General features: G+C 43.2%; 10 protein-coding genes. 3 read left to right on the top strand and 7 right to left on the bottom strand.

Annotated elements, in window-relative coordinates:
• Positions 1-415: 415 nt before the first annotated feature.
• The 3 genes from QT984_RS22030 to QT984_RS22020 all read right to left on the bottom strand — a co-directional run bounded on the left by QT984_RS22030 (position 416) and on the right by QT984_RS22020 (position 2,686).
• The gene (locus QT984_RS22030; RefSeq protein ID WP_333056248.1) at positions 416-1,591 is read right to left on the bottom strand and encodes an AI-2E family transporter; all 1,176 of its coding nucleotides are present in this window, start codon (positions 1,589-1,591) and stop codon (positions 416-418) included.
• Positions 1,592-1,770: 179 nt separating this feature from the next.
• Entirely contained in the window at positions 1,771-2,388 is a 618-nt protein-coding gene (locus QT984_RS22025) for a Uma2 family endonuclease (RefSeq protein ID WP_333233140.1), read from the bottom strand.
• A gap of 109 nt (positions 2,389-2,497) precedes the next feature.
• Complete coding sequence (locus tag QT984_RS22020; protein WP_332984302.1) at positions 2,498-2,686, bottom strand: hypothetical protein; 189 nt, start codon at positions 2,684-2,686, stop codon at positions 2,498-2,500.
• Positions 2,687-2,873: 187 nt separating this feature from the next.
• Here QT984_RS22020 and QT984_RS22015 point away from each other — a divergent pair, with 187 nt between their 5' ends.
• The 3 genes from QT984_RS22015 (at position 2,874) to QT984_RS22005 (ending at position 7,228) form a co-directional block, all read left to right on the top strand.
• Entirely contained in the window at positions 2,874-4,193 is a 1,320-nt protein-coding gene (locus tag QT984_RS22015; protein ID WP_333374946.1) for a class I SAM-dependent methyltransferase, read from the top strand.
• Positions 4,194-4,306: 113 nt separating this feature from the next.
• Positions 4,307-4,858, top strand: a complete 552-nt coding sequence (locus QT984_RS22010) for a type IV pilin-like G/H family protein (RefSeq protein WP_333374944.1) — start codon at positions 4,307-4,309, stop codon at positions 4,856-4,858.
• A 132-nt stretch (positions 4,859-4,990) separates the two neighbouring features.
• Entirely contained in the window at positions 4,991-7,228 is a 2,238-nt protein-coding gene (locus QT984_RS22005; RefSeq protein WP_333374942.1) for an O-linked N-acetylglucosamine transferase family protein, read from the top strand.
• Between the two features lie 5 nt (positions 7,229-7,233).
• Here QT984_RS22005 and QT984_RS22000 read toward each other — a convergent pair whose 3' ends face one another.
• The 4 genes from QT984_RS22000 to QT984_RS21985 form a co-directional block, all read right to left on the bottom strand.
• Positions 7,234-8,262 (bottom strand): FkbM family methyltransferase, encoded by a 1,029-nt coding sequence (locus tag QT984_RS22000; RefSeq protein WP_333374940.1) that lies wholly within the window; start codon positions 8,260-8,262, stop codon positions 7,234-7,236.
• A 6-nt stretch (positions 8,263-8,268) separates the two neighbouring features.
• On the bottom strand, positions 8,269-13,095 hold the full coding sequence (locus QT984_RS21995; protein WP_333374938.1) for an FkbM family methyltransferase: 4,827 nt from the start codon (positions 13,093-13,095) through the stop codon (positions 8,269-8,271).
• A 25-nt stretch (positions 13,096-13,120) separates the two neighbouring features.
• Positions 13,121-16,396, bottom strand: a complete 3,276-nt coding sequence (locus tag QT984_RS21990) for an FkbM family methyltransferase (protein WP_333374936.1) — start codon at positions 16,394-16,396, stop codon at positions 13,121-13,123.
• A gap of 107 nt (positions 16,397-16,503) precedes the next feature.
• Positions 16,504-16,929 carry a tetratricopeptide repeat protein gene (locus QT984_RS21985; RefSeq protein WP_333233130.1) on the bottom strand — a complete coding sequence of 142 codons (426 nt, stop codon included), beginning with the start codon at positions 16,927-16,929 and terminating at the stop codon, positions 16,504-16,506.
• Positions 16,930-16,996 lie beyond the last annotated feature (67 nt).

The following is a 16,996-nucleotide window of genomic DNA, read 5'->3' as shown; positions in this document are numbered from 1 at the left end:
CCGTCCTTTTTGGACGGGCGGGACGCCCATCCCACAATAACAATTAAAATTGTAAGTTATTTAATTCGCGATCCTTACCAGTTGGTTGACGGTGACTATCAAGTCAATCGATTTGAGATTTGAGATTTGAGATTTGAGATTAAAGAATTGACTTGCGCGAGATAAATGCTCTTTCTTGAGGATTTTCGATTTGAGATGCTTTCGATTGATTCCACGGATAAATGGGGGGGCTTGTACCCTCAATAAATTCTTGGTCAATCGATTTTAGATTTTAGATTTTAGATTTTAGATTAAAGAATTGACTTGCGCGAGATAAATGCGGGGGGCAAGTTTCATCGGATACAGGTTTTTTATTTCTGGACGAATGAACCCGGGGGCTTGTATCCTGGATGCTTTCGGTCATTATGAATTTTAACTATTGATTTTCAGGAGCCTCATTGTCAGAATGATCGGGGATGTTGGGTTTCTGTTCTGGTAAATATTTTTCTGGCAGGGTTTCGCTGACTCCTATAGATTCATGTTTTTCATTGATAGCAGAATCGATTGCTGCTAAGGTTTTAGGACTGGCACTCCATTGGTTGAGAATATCTTTAATTAGGGCTTCCCTAATCCAAACTTGAGCTACAACGGTGAGGGGGAGGGCTAGTAATAAGCCTAAAAATCCAAAGAAGGTGGCGAAGAATACTTGAGCTATTAATGTTACTGCTGGCAGCAGTGATACTTGCTGTGCCATGACGTAGGGGGTGAGGACGTTACTTTCAAACTGTTGAATTAGAAAGTAAAGGATGAAGACAAAACCGGATTGCAAGGGAGAATCTAAAAGTGCGATCGTCATTGGGGGGATGACGCTCAGAGTGGGGCCTATATTGGGAATTAGGTTAAGAAATCCTGCTACTACAGCGTGAGCTAGCGGTAGGGGAACTTGCAAGACTGACAGACCAATTAAGCTCAAAAAAGCAATCACACTCATGCTAATGAGAGCGCCGATGACCCATCGACCGAGAGCTATTTCGCATTCATCTAAGATGCCATCGACTCGTCGCCGATAAAAAGAGGGAAATAGTTGGATGAATGCTTTGCGGTAAGATAGAGGTTCTGCTAATGTCATCAATGTCAAAACTATGACGAGCAAAAAGCTGAGGATAACGCCTAATGTGTTGCCTACAAAGGCTCCTGCACCGCCGACGAGTTGGTTGAATAAAGGTTGCAGTTGTTGCATGATGTCGTTAACATCAAGATTTGGCAGTCGCTGACCAAATTGCCCTGAAAAGCGACCCTCAAGTTGATCTATCCACTGATTTAATCTTTCTATTCCTTGAGGGGCTCTTTGGGTAAGTTGTTGAAACTGTTGGGTAAAGGGCGGTACAATTATCAGGAATAAGCCTACGAATACGAGGATTAGGAAGCTAACTGATAAGAGTACGGCGATCGATCTTTTGAGTCCGAATTTTTGTAAGTAGCGTGCTAGTCTGTTTAAGGCTGTGGCTAAGACTACGGCGGCAAACAGCAGCAGTAGGGCCTGCCTGATTTGCCACAGGATGTAACAAGATGCGATGAGGGCTAATAAGCCCATCCACTGTCCTAGCTTCATTAGATTTTAGATGTTAGATGTTAGATTTTAGATTGAGGAATAGGGTATGGGGAATTACTGCTTGCTAATTGCTCTGCAGCCCTGAAGCGATAAATCGCATCTCTATAAGATACCTTAGATGCGGGCGATCGCATCTTTAATCGGATACCCCTACTCGGACATCAGTATAAGCAGCCTCCTCAATTCCCTTTGGCGAACACCTGCTGCGCTGTCAGCTTCAATTCTGGGAAAGTTGGGGACTCAATACCCTCGCCGCCTCTGAACAGTTTGACTTGGTATTCGCCGTCAATTAGTTGGTAAACCGAAAAAGTGGGTTGTTTGGGGTTGCCAATAAACCGTCTGCCGCCCAATCCTAGATAGTCTATAATCCAATATTCTTGAATACCCATTGACTCATATGCCTCAAGCTTTAGGGCATAATCATCACCCCAATTAGTGCTAGTTACCTCGACGATTAGGGGGACTGATGAACCCATTGTAATAATTGATGATTTCTCCCATCGCGGCTCGTTTCCAATGGTTTGTTCGTTAATTACAATAATATCTGGTTCATATCCCGATTCCTCGCGCATGGGTTTGATGACACATTCTTTGGGGATGAAGTAGGGTAGGTTTAAGCGTTCTATTTCGAGAAATAACCAGCCGCTGGTAAAACCGGCCACTTTAGAATGTTTGCCTGTTGCTTTTGGCATTTCAACAATTTCTCCATTGTGTAGTTCGTAGCGGTGTTCGGAATTCTCAGGATACCAGTCAATGAATTCATCGAATGTTACTAATTCAGGTATAATTTGAATCATGGTGAGTGCCTCAACTTTGGTTTTGATAAGCTGTACGGGGAATTAAGATTTTGGCTAAAACATAGTCTTTAGACCTAGTGTAGATCGATCGCACTTTTTGATTCCGTCTCTACTGCTGCTGTTGGCGCGATCGCCAGCCGAGGATAGCAGCTAAGATGATACTGGGAGTAAAGACAGCGATTAGGGCGTTGAGGTCGGTAGAGGGTATGGATAAGCTAGGCCCTGCGTACTTGATGGCCAGGGAAAGGGCGGCGGAAAGGGTGAAGACTTTGAGGATGGGGCTGATGTTGGTGTTCATGGAGGTGGTCGTTGGTTGCGCGATCGGTTTTGAGAGTATTATGGCAAATATGTGTTGCGGGTGGGCTTGCAGTTGGGACGTGAGGTGGGGGCTGTCGCTTTTCCAGGCGATGCGCGGGTGAGATACCTTTACATCTTAGAATAGGGAGTACCACATCACAATTTAGCAACATCAGGAGCGATTAAGAATGAATACCCAAGAATCAGAGTTAATAGAGAAAATTCGTCAACAATTTGACAAGGCTCCTTATCCTAGAATTCCCCTAGAGACATCTCCTAAGAATAGTTATCAGACTCTCTATCTGCATAATTTGGTAACAGCTTACTATATAAGAAATCAGAAAGTCATAGAAACTGAAGGAAAAGTTATTTTAGATGCCGGCTGCGGCAGCGGGTACAAATCGTTGATTTTGGCTGAAGCAAATCCGGGAGCCAAAATTGTTGGCATCGATTTATCCGAAGAGTCTGTTAAGCTAGCCCGACAGCGCTTGCAATATCACGGCTTTGAGAATATAGAGTTTCATACTTTGTCAATTGAAGAACTGCCTAGCTTAAACCAGCAGTTTGATTATATCAACTGTGACGAGGTGCTTTATCTCTTGCCAGACGCAGTTGTCGGATTGCAAGCTATGAAAGCTGTTTTGAAACCGGATGGAATTATTCGGACTAACCTCCACAGCTCACTACAGCGAAGTTCTTTCTTTGCAGTTCAAAAAGTATTCAAAATCATGGGATTGATGGATGATAATCCAAGGGAGATGGAGATAGAGTTAGCCAAAGAAATTATACAGGACCTAAAAGATGACGTGGCTATTAAGTCAAGAACATGGAGTTCTCCAGCCGAAAAAAACGAAGAATGGATGCTGGCTAACTATTTGCTCCTGGGAGATCGAGGCTATACTGTACCTGAAGTGTTTTCAGCATTAAGAGATGCTGATTTAGAATTTATTAGCATGGTGAGTTGGCGGTTGTGGGACTTGACGGATTTGTTCAAGGAGCCAAATAACATACCTGCGTTTCTGGCAATGAGCTTGCCAGACATTCCTGTGGAACAACGGCTGCACCTGTTTGAACTTTTACATCCAGTTCATCGTTTGATTGACTTTTGGTGCGGTCTTCCCAACCAAGCTCAGTCGTTTGTACCAGTTTCAGAATGGACTGTGGCTGACTGGCAGCAGGCAAAGGTGCATCTGCATCCTCAGCTCAGAACTCCCCAGTTAAAAGAAGATTTGATTAAATCTATCACTAACCAGAGTTCCTTCGAGATTAGCCGTTATGTCACTTCGCCAACCTTAGTGCCGATTTTAATAGAGAGCAGTGTGGCAGCTTGCTTGCTGCCTCTGTGGGAAGGCGCGCATCCTGTGATATCGTTAGCGGAGCGCTGGCTCAACCTCAGACCCCTAGACCTTGTAACCCTGGAACCTGTGAATCAGGAGAGAGCATTCAATGAAATCAAGGAACTCTTGATTAGCTTAGAAGTCTTTCTGTATGTGCTTTTGGAGCATTAAAGCCTGGAGTTGAAAAAAAAATAGTTTGGGGTGATATTAAAGGGCTGGTAACTGGGTAAGTTACATATAAGAGTTAGAAATCGAGCATCCCACCCCTCTAGGAGAAACAACCAATGAAAACTGAATTTAAAGCCAGATTCCTGCAACACCTCAATCAAAAAAGACAGGATAAGGGTTTTACCCTGATTGAACTGCTGGTCGTTATCATCATTATCGGTATTCTTTCGGCTATCGCCTTGCCTTCCTTCCTCAACCAAGCTAACAAAGCCAAGCAGTCAGAGGCTAAGCAGTACGCTGGTTCTATGAACCGTGCCCAGCAAGCGTCATTCGCCGAGCAAGGTAAATTTGGCTCAAACGTGGAGGTTCTGGGGCTTGGCATTAGAACTCAGACCGAGAACTATAAATACAGTGTTCTACCAGCAGCAGGTATTGACACAAACACTACCCAGGTTGGAAATGTCGCGTCAGGTCAAAGCACAGCGCTCAAATCGTATATAGGATCAGTAGCCCTCATTCAAGCGACAGGCGCAACAGAGAAAAGCAGCACGGCAGTATTGTGCGAGAGTACTGGGGCTGGTGTAGCTGCGCCGACATTGGCAAATACGCCTGCTACTGCTACTAGCTTAGTTTGCGACAACACTGCCTATACCGTAGTGTCGAAGTAGGAAAGCCATCAAAGCAGGGATTGTTCCTGCAAGCCTAACTTGAATTTTTTAAGAAAGTGGGTAGTGTTGTATACACTACCCATTGCTATTCAGGAGGTTTATAAAAACTGGAAAGCTTCAATAACTATTACTATGACAATCTCTTTAGAAAATATTTCATCGACTGTTCTAGCTGATTGGCAGCAACAAGCGCGTCAATATCTAATCCAAGGAGATTGCACTCAGGCTGCAAACCTCTACGAGCAGGCAATTGCAGCGGAGCCGGAAACTAAGTCCCACTACTGGCACTTGGGGTTGATGTTGCTGTTGCAGGGGCAAGAGATGGAAGCCCAAACGACTTGGCTGCTGGGCATGGCCGACGGGGAATCGGAACAAGTTGAGGAATGGACTGCTCAACTGTTAGATGTGCTGCAAATGGAAGCAGAGCGCCGGGAGGTTTTGTCAGACTATTCTGTTGCTTGGGCAATTCGGCAGCATATCAGGGAAATTAATCCGGCGGATGTTAACAACTTGTTGCGTTTGATTGAGCTTTTCATCCGGCTGGGAAATTTTACAGGAGACGAACTGACTTCTGTTGGCTTAATCGAGTTGCTACAGGTAGAGCCAGCAATTGAGGTTGACGCAGCTCTGTTGATGCAAGTATTGCAAAGTGTTTTGGCTCGCGAACCCTCGCATCCGTCAACGCTGGAGTTTGCAGAAGCTTGTCTGGCTCATGTCCGCGAACCTCAAGTTTATATCACAATTCTATTAGAAACCGCTTGCGAGCTAGGCTATATATTAAGACTGACTAGAGTAGCAATACGCTTGGCTGAGCTGGTTTTGCGCTTAGATTCAGAGCATCCAGAAATGGTTCGCCACTTGGCTTGTTTTTATCAGAATGCCGGTGAATACGATCGGGGGATAAAGACAGCTAAGCTTTTCTACTCATTAATACAAGAGTTACCCGCTAAAGTTTATGCAAATCACCTGATTTTACGGGGGTTAATGAGTGCAGGCGGATACTGGGAAGAAGCTTGTGCGATACTCAAGCGGCTCAAGTCCGATCAGGAGTTGCTGATAGCAGAGCAGCCGACATCGCTTAACTTATCGACTGTTGACGACTTATTTGTTACTAGCTTTTTTTACCCATACTTTCAGGACGAGCCAAGAAAGGGTAGAAAAATTAGCAACCAATTGGCTCAACTATGCCAAGTCAACGTTCAAAACAACAACCAGGAGCTGATAGAGGGGTACCGAGAGCGACAGTTAGCTCGAAAAAGCCGGGGCATTTCTGCTAAGCCGCTGAAGATTGGCTATTTGTCCCACTGCCTGAGAAGGCATTCTGTGGGCTGGCTAGCGCGATGGCTGTTTCAGCACCACGATCGCGATCGCTTTCAAATTCATGCTTATTTTCTCAATTATGTTAATACCGATCACTTTTTACAAGAATGGTATGTCAATCACGTTGATAAAGCCTATCGGTGCGGGATTGTCAGTACCAACGTTGCCGAGCAAATCGATAAAGATGAGATTGATATTCTGATCGATCTCGACAGCATTACTCTAGATATTAACTGTGAAGTGATGGCGATGAAACCCGCGCCCGTTCAAGTCACTTGGTTGGGTTGGGATGCGTCAGGAGTGCCTGCAATTGACTATTTTATTGCCGATCCATACGTGCTGCCGGAGTCGGCTCAGAATTATTACAGTGAAAAAATCTGGCGCTTGCCCCAGACTTACATAGCTGTGGATGGTTTTGAAGTTGGAGTGCCAACATTACGCCGCGAGCGGTTGAATATTCCTAACGATGCTATTGTGTATCTCAGCAGTCAGAGCGGTTACAAACGCCATCAGGACACTGTACGACTACAGTTGAAGATTTTGAAGGAAGTGCCAAATAGTTATTTTTTAATTAAAGGGGGGGCTGACGAAAAATCAATTAAACAGTTGTTTAACCAGTTAGCGGAAGAAGAAGGTTTGGAAGGCGATCGCTTGCGATTTTTGCCAACAGTTACTTCAGAGGAAGTTCACCGAGCTAACTTAGGTATTGCGGATGTAGTTCTGGATACTTATCCCTATAATGGAGCCACAACCACTCTAGAAACTCTTTGGATGTGCATTCCCTTGGTGACACGAGTCGGGCAGCAGTTTGCGGCGCGCAACAGCTATACTATGATGATGAATGCAGGGGTAACAGAGGGAATTGCTTGGACTGATGAAGAATATGTGGAATGGGGAATTCGCTTAGGGAAAGATGCTGCTTTGCGGCAACAAATTTCGTGGAAGCTGCGGCAGTCAAGGCAAACTTCTCCGCTTTGGAATGCCCAGCAGTTTACGCGAGAGATGGAAAAAGCATACGAGCAGATGTGGCAAATTTATCTCCAAAGTTAGCCTTATTAAGCTATACTCTCAAACGAGTCAATATCACAATCACTAATATAATCCCGAATTCTGGCAACGATAGGCAGGGAACCTAGTCCCTGCTTAACTAGGTCGGGAAATTGAGCTAGGCCCTCAATGATATTGTTGGCAAAGTTATATTGGGGGTTATTGCCATGTTGCAAAGTCAGATATTCCAATAATTCTAAAGCGTAGTCCGGGAAATTCATAACATCGGCAATGCAAGCCAATTTAAGAATATTGTCAGGTGTTGTCATATTTGGATCAATGTCTTCTCCAATTAAATCGCGGAAGTAAAACGCATCTCCCCACAGTAATTGTCCGCCGCGGAGTGTTGAACCAATAGGGGAATGACTGCGGAAACGGCGAGCACCTGTTAAGTCAAAGAGTGTAAAACCTTGGTTCCTGAGATAGATATCTACATCTGCAAACAAAGGTTGATTTAAGTATAAATGTGAAAACGAGACTTCAACTTGAACAGCTAGAATACTTCGTTTTAAAATTTCTACGGCACCTTCTAATACCAAAACTTCAGCACCTTGAACATCAATTTGTAGGAAATCTATTTCATCAATTCCTTCCTGCTGGCAGAACTCATCTAAAGTGGTGGTTTCAAGTTCTATACAAAAATCTAAGTTTACAAGTTCGGGTAGTCCTGAAAAACGCTCCAAGTAAGGTTCATTCGGTGGATAAAGCGAACTGCACATGGGATGTTGTGTGACATAAAGTGTAGATTCGCCTACAGACTTTGCTAAGGCTAGAGGAATATGTTTTTCAGTCCAATTGACTTGTCGTGCTTCAAGGTCAGCATTGGCGGCATCGCAAGCATCTGCATCGGCATCAAAACCGTAGATAGTCAGCCGAGGTGCAAAAATATTCCATCCCTGGCTGCCATAGTCATCTTGGCTCGTTAATTTACGACAGCCAACATTACAAACTGTCATGTTAATTTTTTCTAAATGACCGCTTTTCTTTAAGCTTTCAATAAAAAATGTCATACTCAAAGTATCCTCTTCTTTTTCCAAAACTGATTATTCTTGAGTTAATAGGTAACTTTGATTTGGGGGTATAGCGATTATATTCATGTTTCCCTGCAACTCCTCAGCGGAGTTTACAGGAATTAGGTTCTGCAAGTAAGGTTGATAGCGGAATAATCGATATCCTTTCCCTCTAAGGTAGTCAGCAACAGGTAAATTGCTGTCTTTACTTCCGGCAACAATATTTTCATACATAATGACGGGAGCAAATTCAGATAATATTCTGTCGCTGCCGGTCAATACTGACAGTTCGTGCTCTTCAACATCTATTTTGAGGAAGTCTACTCGGCTCAAGTTTTCCCGATCGATCAAGCTGTCTAGAGTAAAGCAGGTGACTTCTTCAAAAGAGTCTGGCTGCATTTCTGCGACAGCTTCGCCAGTGGCGATTTTGTTTAATTCACTGGCAGGGGAAAGAGATAAGCGAGCTGTTCCAGAGCGATCGCTGGCAGCACCGGCACAGACTTTCACCCAGTTTAGGTGATTTATTCTACAGGTTTCTTGCAAATAGCTAACGCAGCCAGAAAAAGGCTCTACTGCCAGCACGTGCCCTTGGGAACCGACTCGGAGAGCAGCGCTAAAGGTGTAAACTCCTACATTAGCACCCACATCGATAACGGTCATGCCTGGTGCGATCGCACTGCGCCAAAATTCCATTTCTTTTTCAAACCAGTCTTTTTCGGCAATCAATACGCTGCTGGTTATACAACCGTAAAACCTCGGTTCAACTGCTAATAAAAGTTGAGTTTCAAAAGGTACGTAAGTGAAGGGACTGTTAACTTCTAAGTCAGTCCATCTCCACTCTAGAGAATTGGGATGCTGTTGAGCCAATTGTCGAGCAAAATTTAGCCATTGCTGGGCATATTCTATCTGCCCTAAATCTTGACAGGCGATGTATAGAGCTTGCAGGACGGGTGCTGAATCCGCGGAAATTTGTTTGGCACGGTGCAAATACATGACTCCTTCCGATTGATCGTTTAGCAGACTGTATACTCCTATTTTTAAATTGATGGAACCAGAATCTGGTAAAACTTGAGCCGTTAGGTGCAGTAGCCTCATGCCAAATTCATTGTAAGAAATTATCTGCGATCGATCTAGGGCTTCAATTAACAATAATATCGATTGAGTGCGAGCGTCTTCGGCTTGTAAAATTTGAGTTAGCTGTTCTGCTTGGTACGTCTTCAAACTACTACCCGTCGGCGGCAGATAAACAAGAGCTGGAGGAATTTTTTCTAGTGAGCCGCCAGCAGACTGCTGAATACCCAGGGATACCAAAAAATGAAAAGCTTCTTTAATTGCTTCATCGGATTCTCCAGTCAGGGCAAGAACTAGGGCAAAATGAGCTGCACAGAGTGGATGATTGTATAAATCTACTGCGCTCTTTAAGGCTTCTAAAGCTGTATTGATATATATTTCTTTGAGGGATGATTCCTGGCACTGATCTGCTTCTATTAAGGCGACTACAGCAAAATTGTTTAAATCCGTCGCTGATACAGGTTCGTCCCAAGATGTATTTTCAAGACTTGAAGCTACGCGCGACAAGGTATCTAAATCGATAGTCGGACAATTTCTTTCGAGGTATTCTAAGTAGCAAATCGCGGGGGATGTTTCGTTAATATAATTTTGTCTTTGAGAGACTCTGAAAAATAAAGTTTCTGGTAAAATGAACTGCCAATCTCCTGTTTTTGATTGGACGGCTCGCTTGCGGCTGAAGCTAGCGATATCGCAGCAGGGAAGGTTTTCTGCTTTGGCTGCTGCGATCGCCTGTTTATTTTCGTTCTCTAAGATAAGTCTACCCTGGATGCGACTCAACAGCGCTTCCCGCTGTTTTTCCTCCAGTTGTCCTACCAAGGAAATTTCGGCACACTCAGTAACGTCCAAATCTTCTTCTATCAGCAAATTCATGGCGACACTGGATAAAATCAGATTTGCATCCTCGTCTGAAATGGTGGCAGTATCTACAAGTAATGTCATCTTCATTCGATCGGGGTGAAAGGCGATCGCCCTGATAACTTGTGTAAATTCTTCGCAAATCGTCTCTTCTGATGCTAGCCAATTTGGGAAAACGATTAAATTGATTGACCGCAGCTTTAAAGGCAAGAATGCTGCATCTATCAAAGCCAAACTCACCGTTTTCGCCATTTTCGACCACGAAAAATTTTGCGCTTGTTTGAGACCTGCAGCAATTAAGGCCTTGCGAACATCCGGCTTTTGCACTTCGCAAAGCGCATTCGCCAGTCCGCTAACATCAGTATCGTTCACATATAATGCTGCTTTTCCTGCGACTTCAGGTATAGACGCATTTGCACAAGTAATGACTGGACATCCACAAGCGATCGCCTCCAGCACAGGCAAGCCAAAACCTTCATACTTCGACGGATAAACCAGTGCAACAGCACCGGAATAAGCAGCTATCAACTCTTCATCACTCAGTTGCAGTACGATATGCACCGCACAACCTGATGTATAGTCTCTAAACTTTGTATCTAATAACAAATCGCTACCAGTACAGACAATTTCAAACCCTTGTCTGCTTTCAAGTTGAGCAAAAGCCTGGAAAAACAAAGTTCCATTCTTATAGCCGATTCCAGGCCCGATTAAAAGAAAGTATGGCTTTGATATACCATACTTGTTTTTAAAATGATTAACGGCCTCTGGACTCGCTGGTGAAAATTTACTGTTAACTCCGCAATGAGCTACAGTTACTGAATCTGAGGCAATATCTGGAAAAAACTTTACTAAGTCACGGGCTGTATTTTCGGAAATTGCCATGTATGCAGATGCGTGGCGAATCCCGAAATGCTTTTCACGCCACATCGGTGTACTTAAATTTACTCCTTCAACTTCTGGAATCATGTCATACGCTATGAATGCAGAGGGAGTTGATAGAGGAGTTGTGTAGTAAGTCGAGATAAATAAGTCTGCACTCTGTTCGTCACAAACTTGCTGTAGCATTGCGCGATCGGCATCCACTGTGTCATAGTTGTAAGCAGGCAAAGGACGGTACTGGATGCCGGGAATTTCCGGCACTGTTCCCGTTCTGTCAATAACAACTACGTGTTCGGAAAAACCGTTTTCTACCCATTCTTCTAAGAGAGATTTCCATACCCTAGCAATTCCAGTTTTATAGCGCTGAAAAAATACGCCGTCTACAATTATTTGGGGAAATGGCTTTTGAGGTTTGGCCGACTTTTGTTGCTGAGGCACTTGTACAAACTTCCAGGTATTGCTATCTTTTTCTTTCTGCGCGATCGGCTGAATGTCACAAGCCTTTGCAGTATCGACCGCCGTTAAATCTTTAACCCAGGGAAAATACTGACTCAAGCAAACCGGGAATCTAGTTTGCCGCTGCAACTGGGTCCATTTAGCAACAGCATTAGCATAACCGTAGTATTCCTCTTTAAAGCGCAACTGTTCTATTGTGGCGTAAGCGAAATGTTGAAAATTTAGCCCGGCTTCTTCAGTTTCTTCGTGCAAAAAAGGATTGACCTTAGCCACATCGCGCCAACCGTCAGGATTAGGTTCCGCTAATCTTGGAGGTTCGTGAGAGGCCCAAAATGCTCCCGGCCTAAATCTCCAAGTACGCAACCATTCTTGTGCTGGATTCTGAGCATAACAATTGCGAGTGCTAATAACCAGATTTTCTCCAACAAAATACCAGCACCAGTAGAAAGCTGCTGTTTTTTCAGGATGAGTGATAAACATCTGCCGCGCAGTACAAATTTGCTCGGCTGTCCACAGTTCATCTACATCCAATTGCCACAGCAAACCTTCCTCTCTAATGTTTGTCAATGGCGCATTCGTCATTTCGCGTTTTCCCTCCCAAAAAACACCTTCGGGTTTGCGATATACTGTAATGTTTTCAGGGTATTGTCTTGCCAGTTCGTCAATGTACTCAGCAGTTCCGTCATTACTGCGTCCGTTGTTGTGAATTTCGTCCGCAATTTTTCCCCCTGAGCTTAAAGACCAAGCTGTATCGTGCTTCAAGTCTGCTACACCCTCAACAATATGCCAGTGCCACTGAAAAGGTAACTCTTTTAAAACTTGGATATGGTAACGAATAAACGGTTGTCCATTGAGAACGATTGTGAAAAAATGTAGCGGTATATCGGAAACTTGGGTGTTTTTTTCTCTTGCTTCAGTCTTCTTGAAAACCGAATAACCGTGACGCAAAAATAGATTTTGCTCTACCAGTACATAGTTGCAATCTGAAAGTAATCTGCAATGATTCTGATAGTTCTTAAACGTATCTATGTCGTCAAGCATAATAAACTTGGCTCCATATATTTCGTCGAGTTCAACTCGCCCCGTAAATTCAGAGCCGTCTATTATCACTACATCAAAAATATCGATGTTATTTTCTTGCTTTATTTTTTTGATACCGTTCGGCTCAACCCCGGATTCTTCAACATATTTTATATTATCTCGCAGCCAATCTCTTACCTGTTCTAGTGGGTAAACTCTTAAACCTGTATTAATGTTGTTGTAGAAGTTGATAACTTCTTCTTCCTCGGGAAATTCTTCTAAAGAAACGGTAGAGACGTTGTAGCACTTGACAAAATCATCATTAGCATATCTCTTTTTTAGTTCAGCAAAGCGAGGTTGTGAAATTTCGATACAGAATAGCGTTGGGTTGTTCGGATTTTGCCGCATCCCTGTCACCAATGCCTCTGTACTTCCTTCTCCCGATGACGAGCCAATTTCTAAGACTGTTTTAATATCTTCGTTCTGAACAATCCTTTGAAGTGCCCGATAAAATTCATCATTTTTAATTTCAGGTGGAATTATCCTGTTGAACGGCGATTGAGAAACGTTATTGTTCATAGTTGCACTCACTTAAACTTACTTTTTATAATTTGATATTTGCGAAGCTTTCTATTTTACACTGTGGCAAGTTACCTGCTCTGTGTGCCATCTGTTTATTTTCTCGATCTAATACAATGCGAGCGCGGAGACGGGGCCAGAGAATTTCCCATTGTATTTCGCTCATCTGTCCGATTAATGTAATTTCCGGCACCTCGCCAACATCTAAATCCTCTTCCAGTAGCAGATTCATGGTAACATTGCACAAAATAAGGTTAGCATCTTCTCGATCGATCTCGCTACTGTCTATCAGTAGAGTGATGCGAGATCGATCGCGATGAGCCAAAACAGCTTTGATGACTCCTGACAACTCGCCAGAGAGAGACTCTTCTGACTGATGCCAATTGGGGAAAATGATTAAATTAACTTCTCTGAGGTTTAAATCGTGGAGCGTTTCTTCAATCAAGTCAAGATTAATTGTTTTCGCAGTTGTTATTAATTCGGGGTTAATTTCGTTAGGAGAGCCGATAACGTTGACATTCCGCAAAATCGGTTCGCTATCCCACGGATCGAAAGGAATGAGTTTTTGGGCAGACAAGTGCGGACGAAAGAAAAATTTGCATTTTTCGTTGAGCATACAAGCTGCAAAGGAAAATGAGCTATTTGAAATGGCTACAATATTGCACTGGCTCAACAAATAAAAATCTGGATAAAATTCTGCTTCCGGTAATTCCCAACTTAAATCTTGGGTCGTGATGGGATTATACTCCTCAAAATCACTTAAAACTTTTTCGGGTTCATCGCTGGCAATAAATAGTATTGGTTCATCCAGAGTTTCCCACAAACCTTTTAGCCATTCTCTGTACCATTCGCTCGGTGCGATGAAGAAATCGCTGTAGCCGTAGTCTCCCCGCCGCAAATGCAAACCGACGATTGTTTTGCCACGCGATCGCAAACAATCCAAGGCATCCTTCATTTTAGTTTCTATTGTCGGCACAGGTTTGAACAGAGACCGAAAATACTCCTTGTGCGCTGCATAATACTTTGTATGGTACTGAAAGTAACCCCAAAAATCCACATCTTTGAAGGTTTCTTTGGCTTTTGGTATGCGAGCTTCTAAAAGGTTATTAGTTTCTTCGCTAACTACAGGTAACTCCTGAGAAATGGGCGAATCATTGCAACCAAAGAGATATTGACCAATCCAAGCTGGCGTCTCTACTTTCAAGTTATGTTCTTTGGCATAGATTTTCAAGAAGGCATACTGAAATATTTGATTGGCAAACCGTCCGTTTCTACCAAGGGTGGACATTGTGACTGCGGGCTTTTTCACATAAAACGCATCGCCCCAAGATGGATGGAACGGTGTTGCAGTTGCAGCGCGATCGAAACCGCACATCTCCAGAAAATCATCGATTTCGTCAATTAAAGCGCAGCCTTCATAGAGTTCTTCATAATTAACTTCCGTGTTTATTGCTTCTATGTATCTGAGAACATTCGTTGCTCCCTGCAAAGCCAATAGCTCTGCACCTTGAATGTCAATGTTTAATATATTAAAATCGGCGGGATTAATTTGAAGTTCTTCTAGAAGTGTATCCAGAGTTCTCGACTCCACAACTACACGCTCAACTTCCTTGATTTCTGGATAAAACTTTTGATGCTCCTTCAATGGTAAGATAGAACTGCTTTGATCCATAGAAGTTACATACAATGTGCTTGTGCCGTTGATGTTGCTAACTGCACAATTCACCGCTAGCACGTTAGGAAAACCCGCTATATTCGTTTTCAAACGTTCAAACACAGCAGGGTTGGCTTCAACAAACAGTACCCTTTGCACCCCCATTTCTCGGTATCGTGCAATTTCCTTGCCTTCGTGTGCCCCAATGTGAATAATGCCGCGCGGTGCAACAGAATGTTTTCCGCAAAGCTGCTGCAAATCGAGCAGATTTGGTGCTTCACTCAAAATCAAAGCTGTGAACCTCTCGTTCACCGCTAAAAAGTTGCTATACTCGTAATTCTCATATTCTGGTAAAAACTCGGGTAAAGGTTGTAAAGCATGGGGCAGTATTTTAAAGATTGTATAACGAAATTTTTGTAAATGCTCGAAGACTTGTTTGAATGTGATGTTGGCATCAACAAATGTTCCGCCATACTCAAACTGAACATAATCTATTTTGCCTTTTTGCAAGAGGCTAGTTGCTCCGCGAAGAACTTCTAGTTCGCCGCCTTCTGTATCAATTTTTAAGAAATTAATTCGCTTTATGCCCCTTGTTTGGACATAATCATCAAGGGTAGCTGTTAAAATCTGAAATGGCTGAGGCGACTGAATATTGTATTGTTTTTCGATTTCAAATCGGCGGTGAAATGTACTCCATCCAGAAAATTTATCGTAATAATAAAAATCCCTGATTTCCTGTTGGTGTGCTATTGCCAAGTTGTTTAACACAAGTTGACCGCTTTTAATCGGTTCAGCCAGGTTTTGTAGAAGTGTTTGATATATAGGCGGTGCTGGCTCAAACAAATGGATTTGAACGTCGGGGCATATGTTTAATACTTGATTTGTCCAGCTACCTATGTTTGCGCCAATATCGAAAACGACATTACCGGAAGCAATAAAATTTTCTATAATCTTTAATTCATAGTTATTGATAGACTCTATCTGATTGATATTATTAGCAGACACCCCAGTGCTTTGATGATTGTGTTCCTGTTTCCCGCTGCCTGTATTGCCTAGAGTAGTGAGCAAATCTTGGCAATACTGAACAATTAGTTCTTTTGCCAGCGCCGGAACAGCAATAATAACATCATCAATAATTACAATATGCCTGCTGTTTTTTCCTGAATTCAAACAATTTAATACTGCGCTAATATCCGACCAATGTTGAGGTGAATGCGGCGGCGGTGGAGGAGATAAAAACAATCGGGCATCATCAATAAAAATAAAGTGTTCGCAATCGGATTGGTTGATTATTTCGATTTCTGCGAGTAAGGGACACTCATCGATTTCTCCATAGGTTAGCCCTCCGCTCCAATGAGCGTCTAGCCAGAATAAACTTGGGCTTTGAAGTTGTGATACTGTACGATCGAGAAGGTTTCTGGTATCACCGTACAAAAAGTCTATGTTTGTGATATGACCGTATTTTTCGGTAACTCTTTGATAAAGGTCTTGAGAATACTCTATTGTAAAAACTTGTTCAAATACTTGGCTTGCCCAGTATGCTGTATGGCCTTGATAAGTTCCGGTTTCAATAAAATTATTAATCCCGTAAGCTGCTTTTAGTTGGGAGATGATTTCTATTGGTGGTCCCATGCGTACTATGCCCATATTCAATCCTTCGTTTTGTGAAACTCAGTCGGGTATTTTAATTAGGAAGCTACATACAATTTAAGGATTTTCAATCTATTTTACTAACAAAATTGACCGATCGCCCCTTACTTCCCCTTCGCCTGCCCCAACAGCGCCTTATAATCCGCCCGATCGGGATTTAGCTTCACCAACTTCTCCAAAGGCTCGATCGCCCCCACCTGATTATTCATCTGCAACCGCACATTTGCCAACCCCTCCAGAGCCGTCTGATTCTGCGGTTCTCGCTGCAAAACCGTCTCATATCCCCGTTCCTGCGCCACCAGCAAAGATTCCTGAGAAACTGCTACCGGAGCAGATTTTTGCTGGTGCTGGCTGCTCAAACCGCTGCCGAACAGACTCACCATACCAAAAATTGCCGAACCACCAAAGCCAATCATTGATACTAACGCAAAAATCTGCTTAATTCGATCGCTCCGATGAACCCGACTATCACTAGATTTTTTCTGTGTACTTTCCATTGCTAACTCTTGGCGTCGCTGTTTTTCAGGCACTCAAGAAGCGCCTATATCTAGATTGCCCAAGTTCGATCACAAAACGATCGCCCTTCGCCATTTAAAA

The sequence above is a fragment of the Microcoleus sp. Z1_B2 genome (genome assembly GCF_036700325.1).
GTDB lineage: Bacteria > Cyanobacteriota > Cyanobacteriia > Cyanobacteriales > Microcoleaceae > Microcoleus.
Note: the sequence above shows the minus strand (reverse complement) of the source record. Positions and strands in the feature narration are given on the sequence as shown.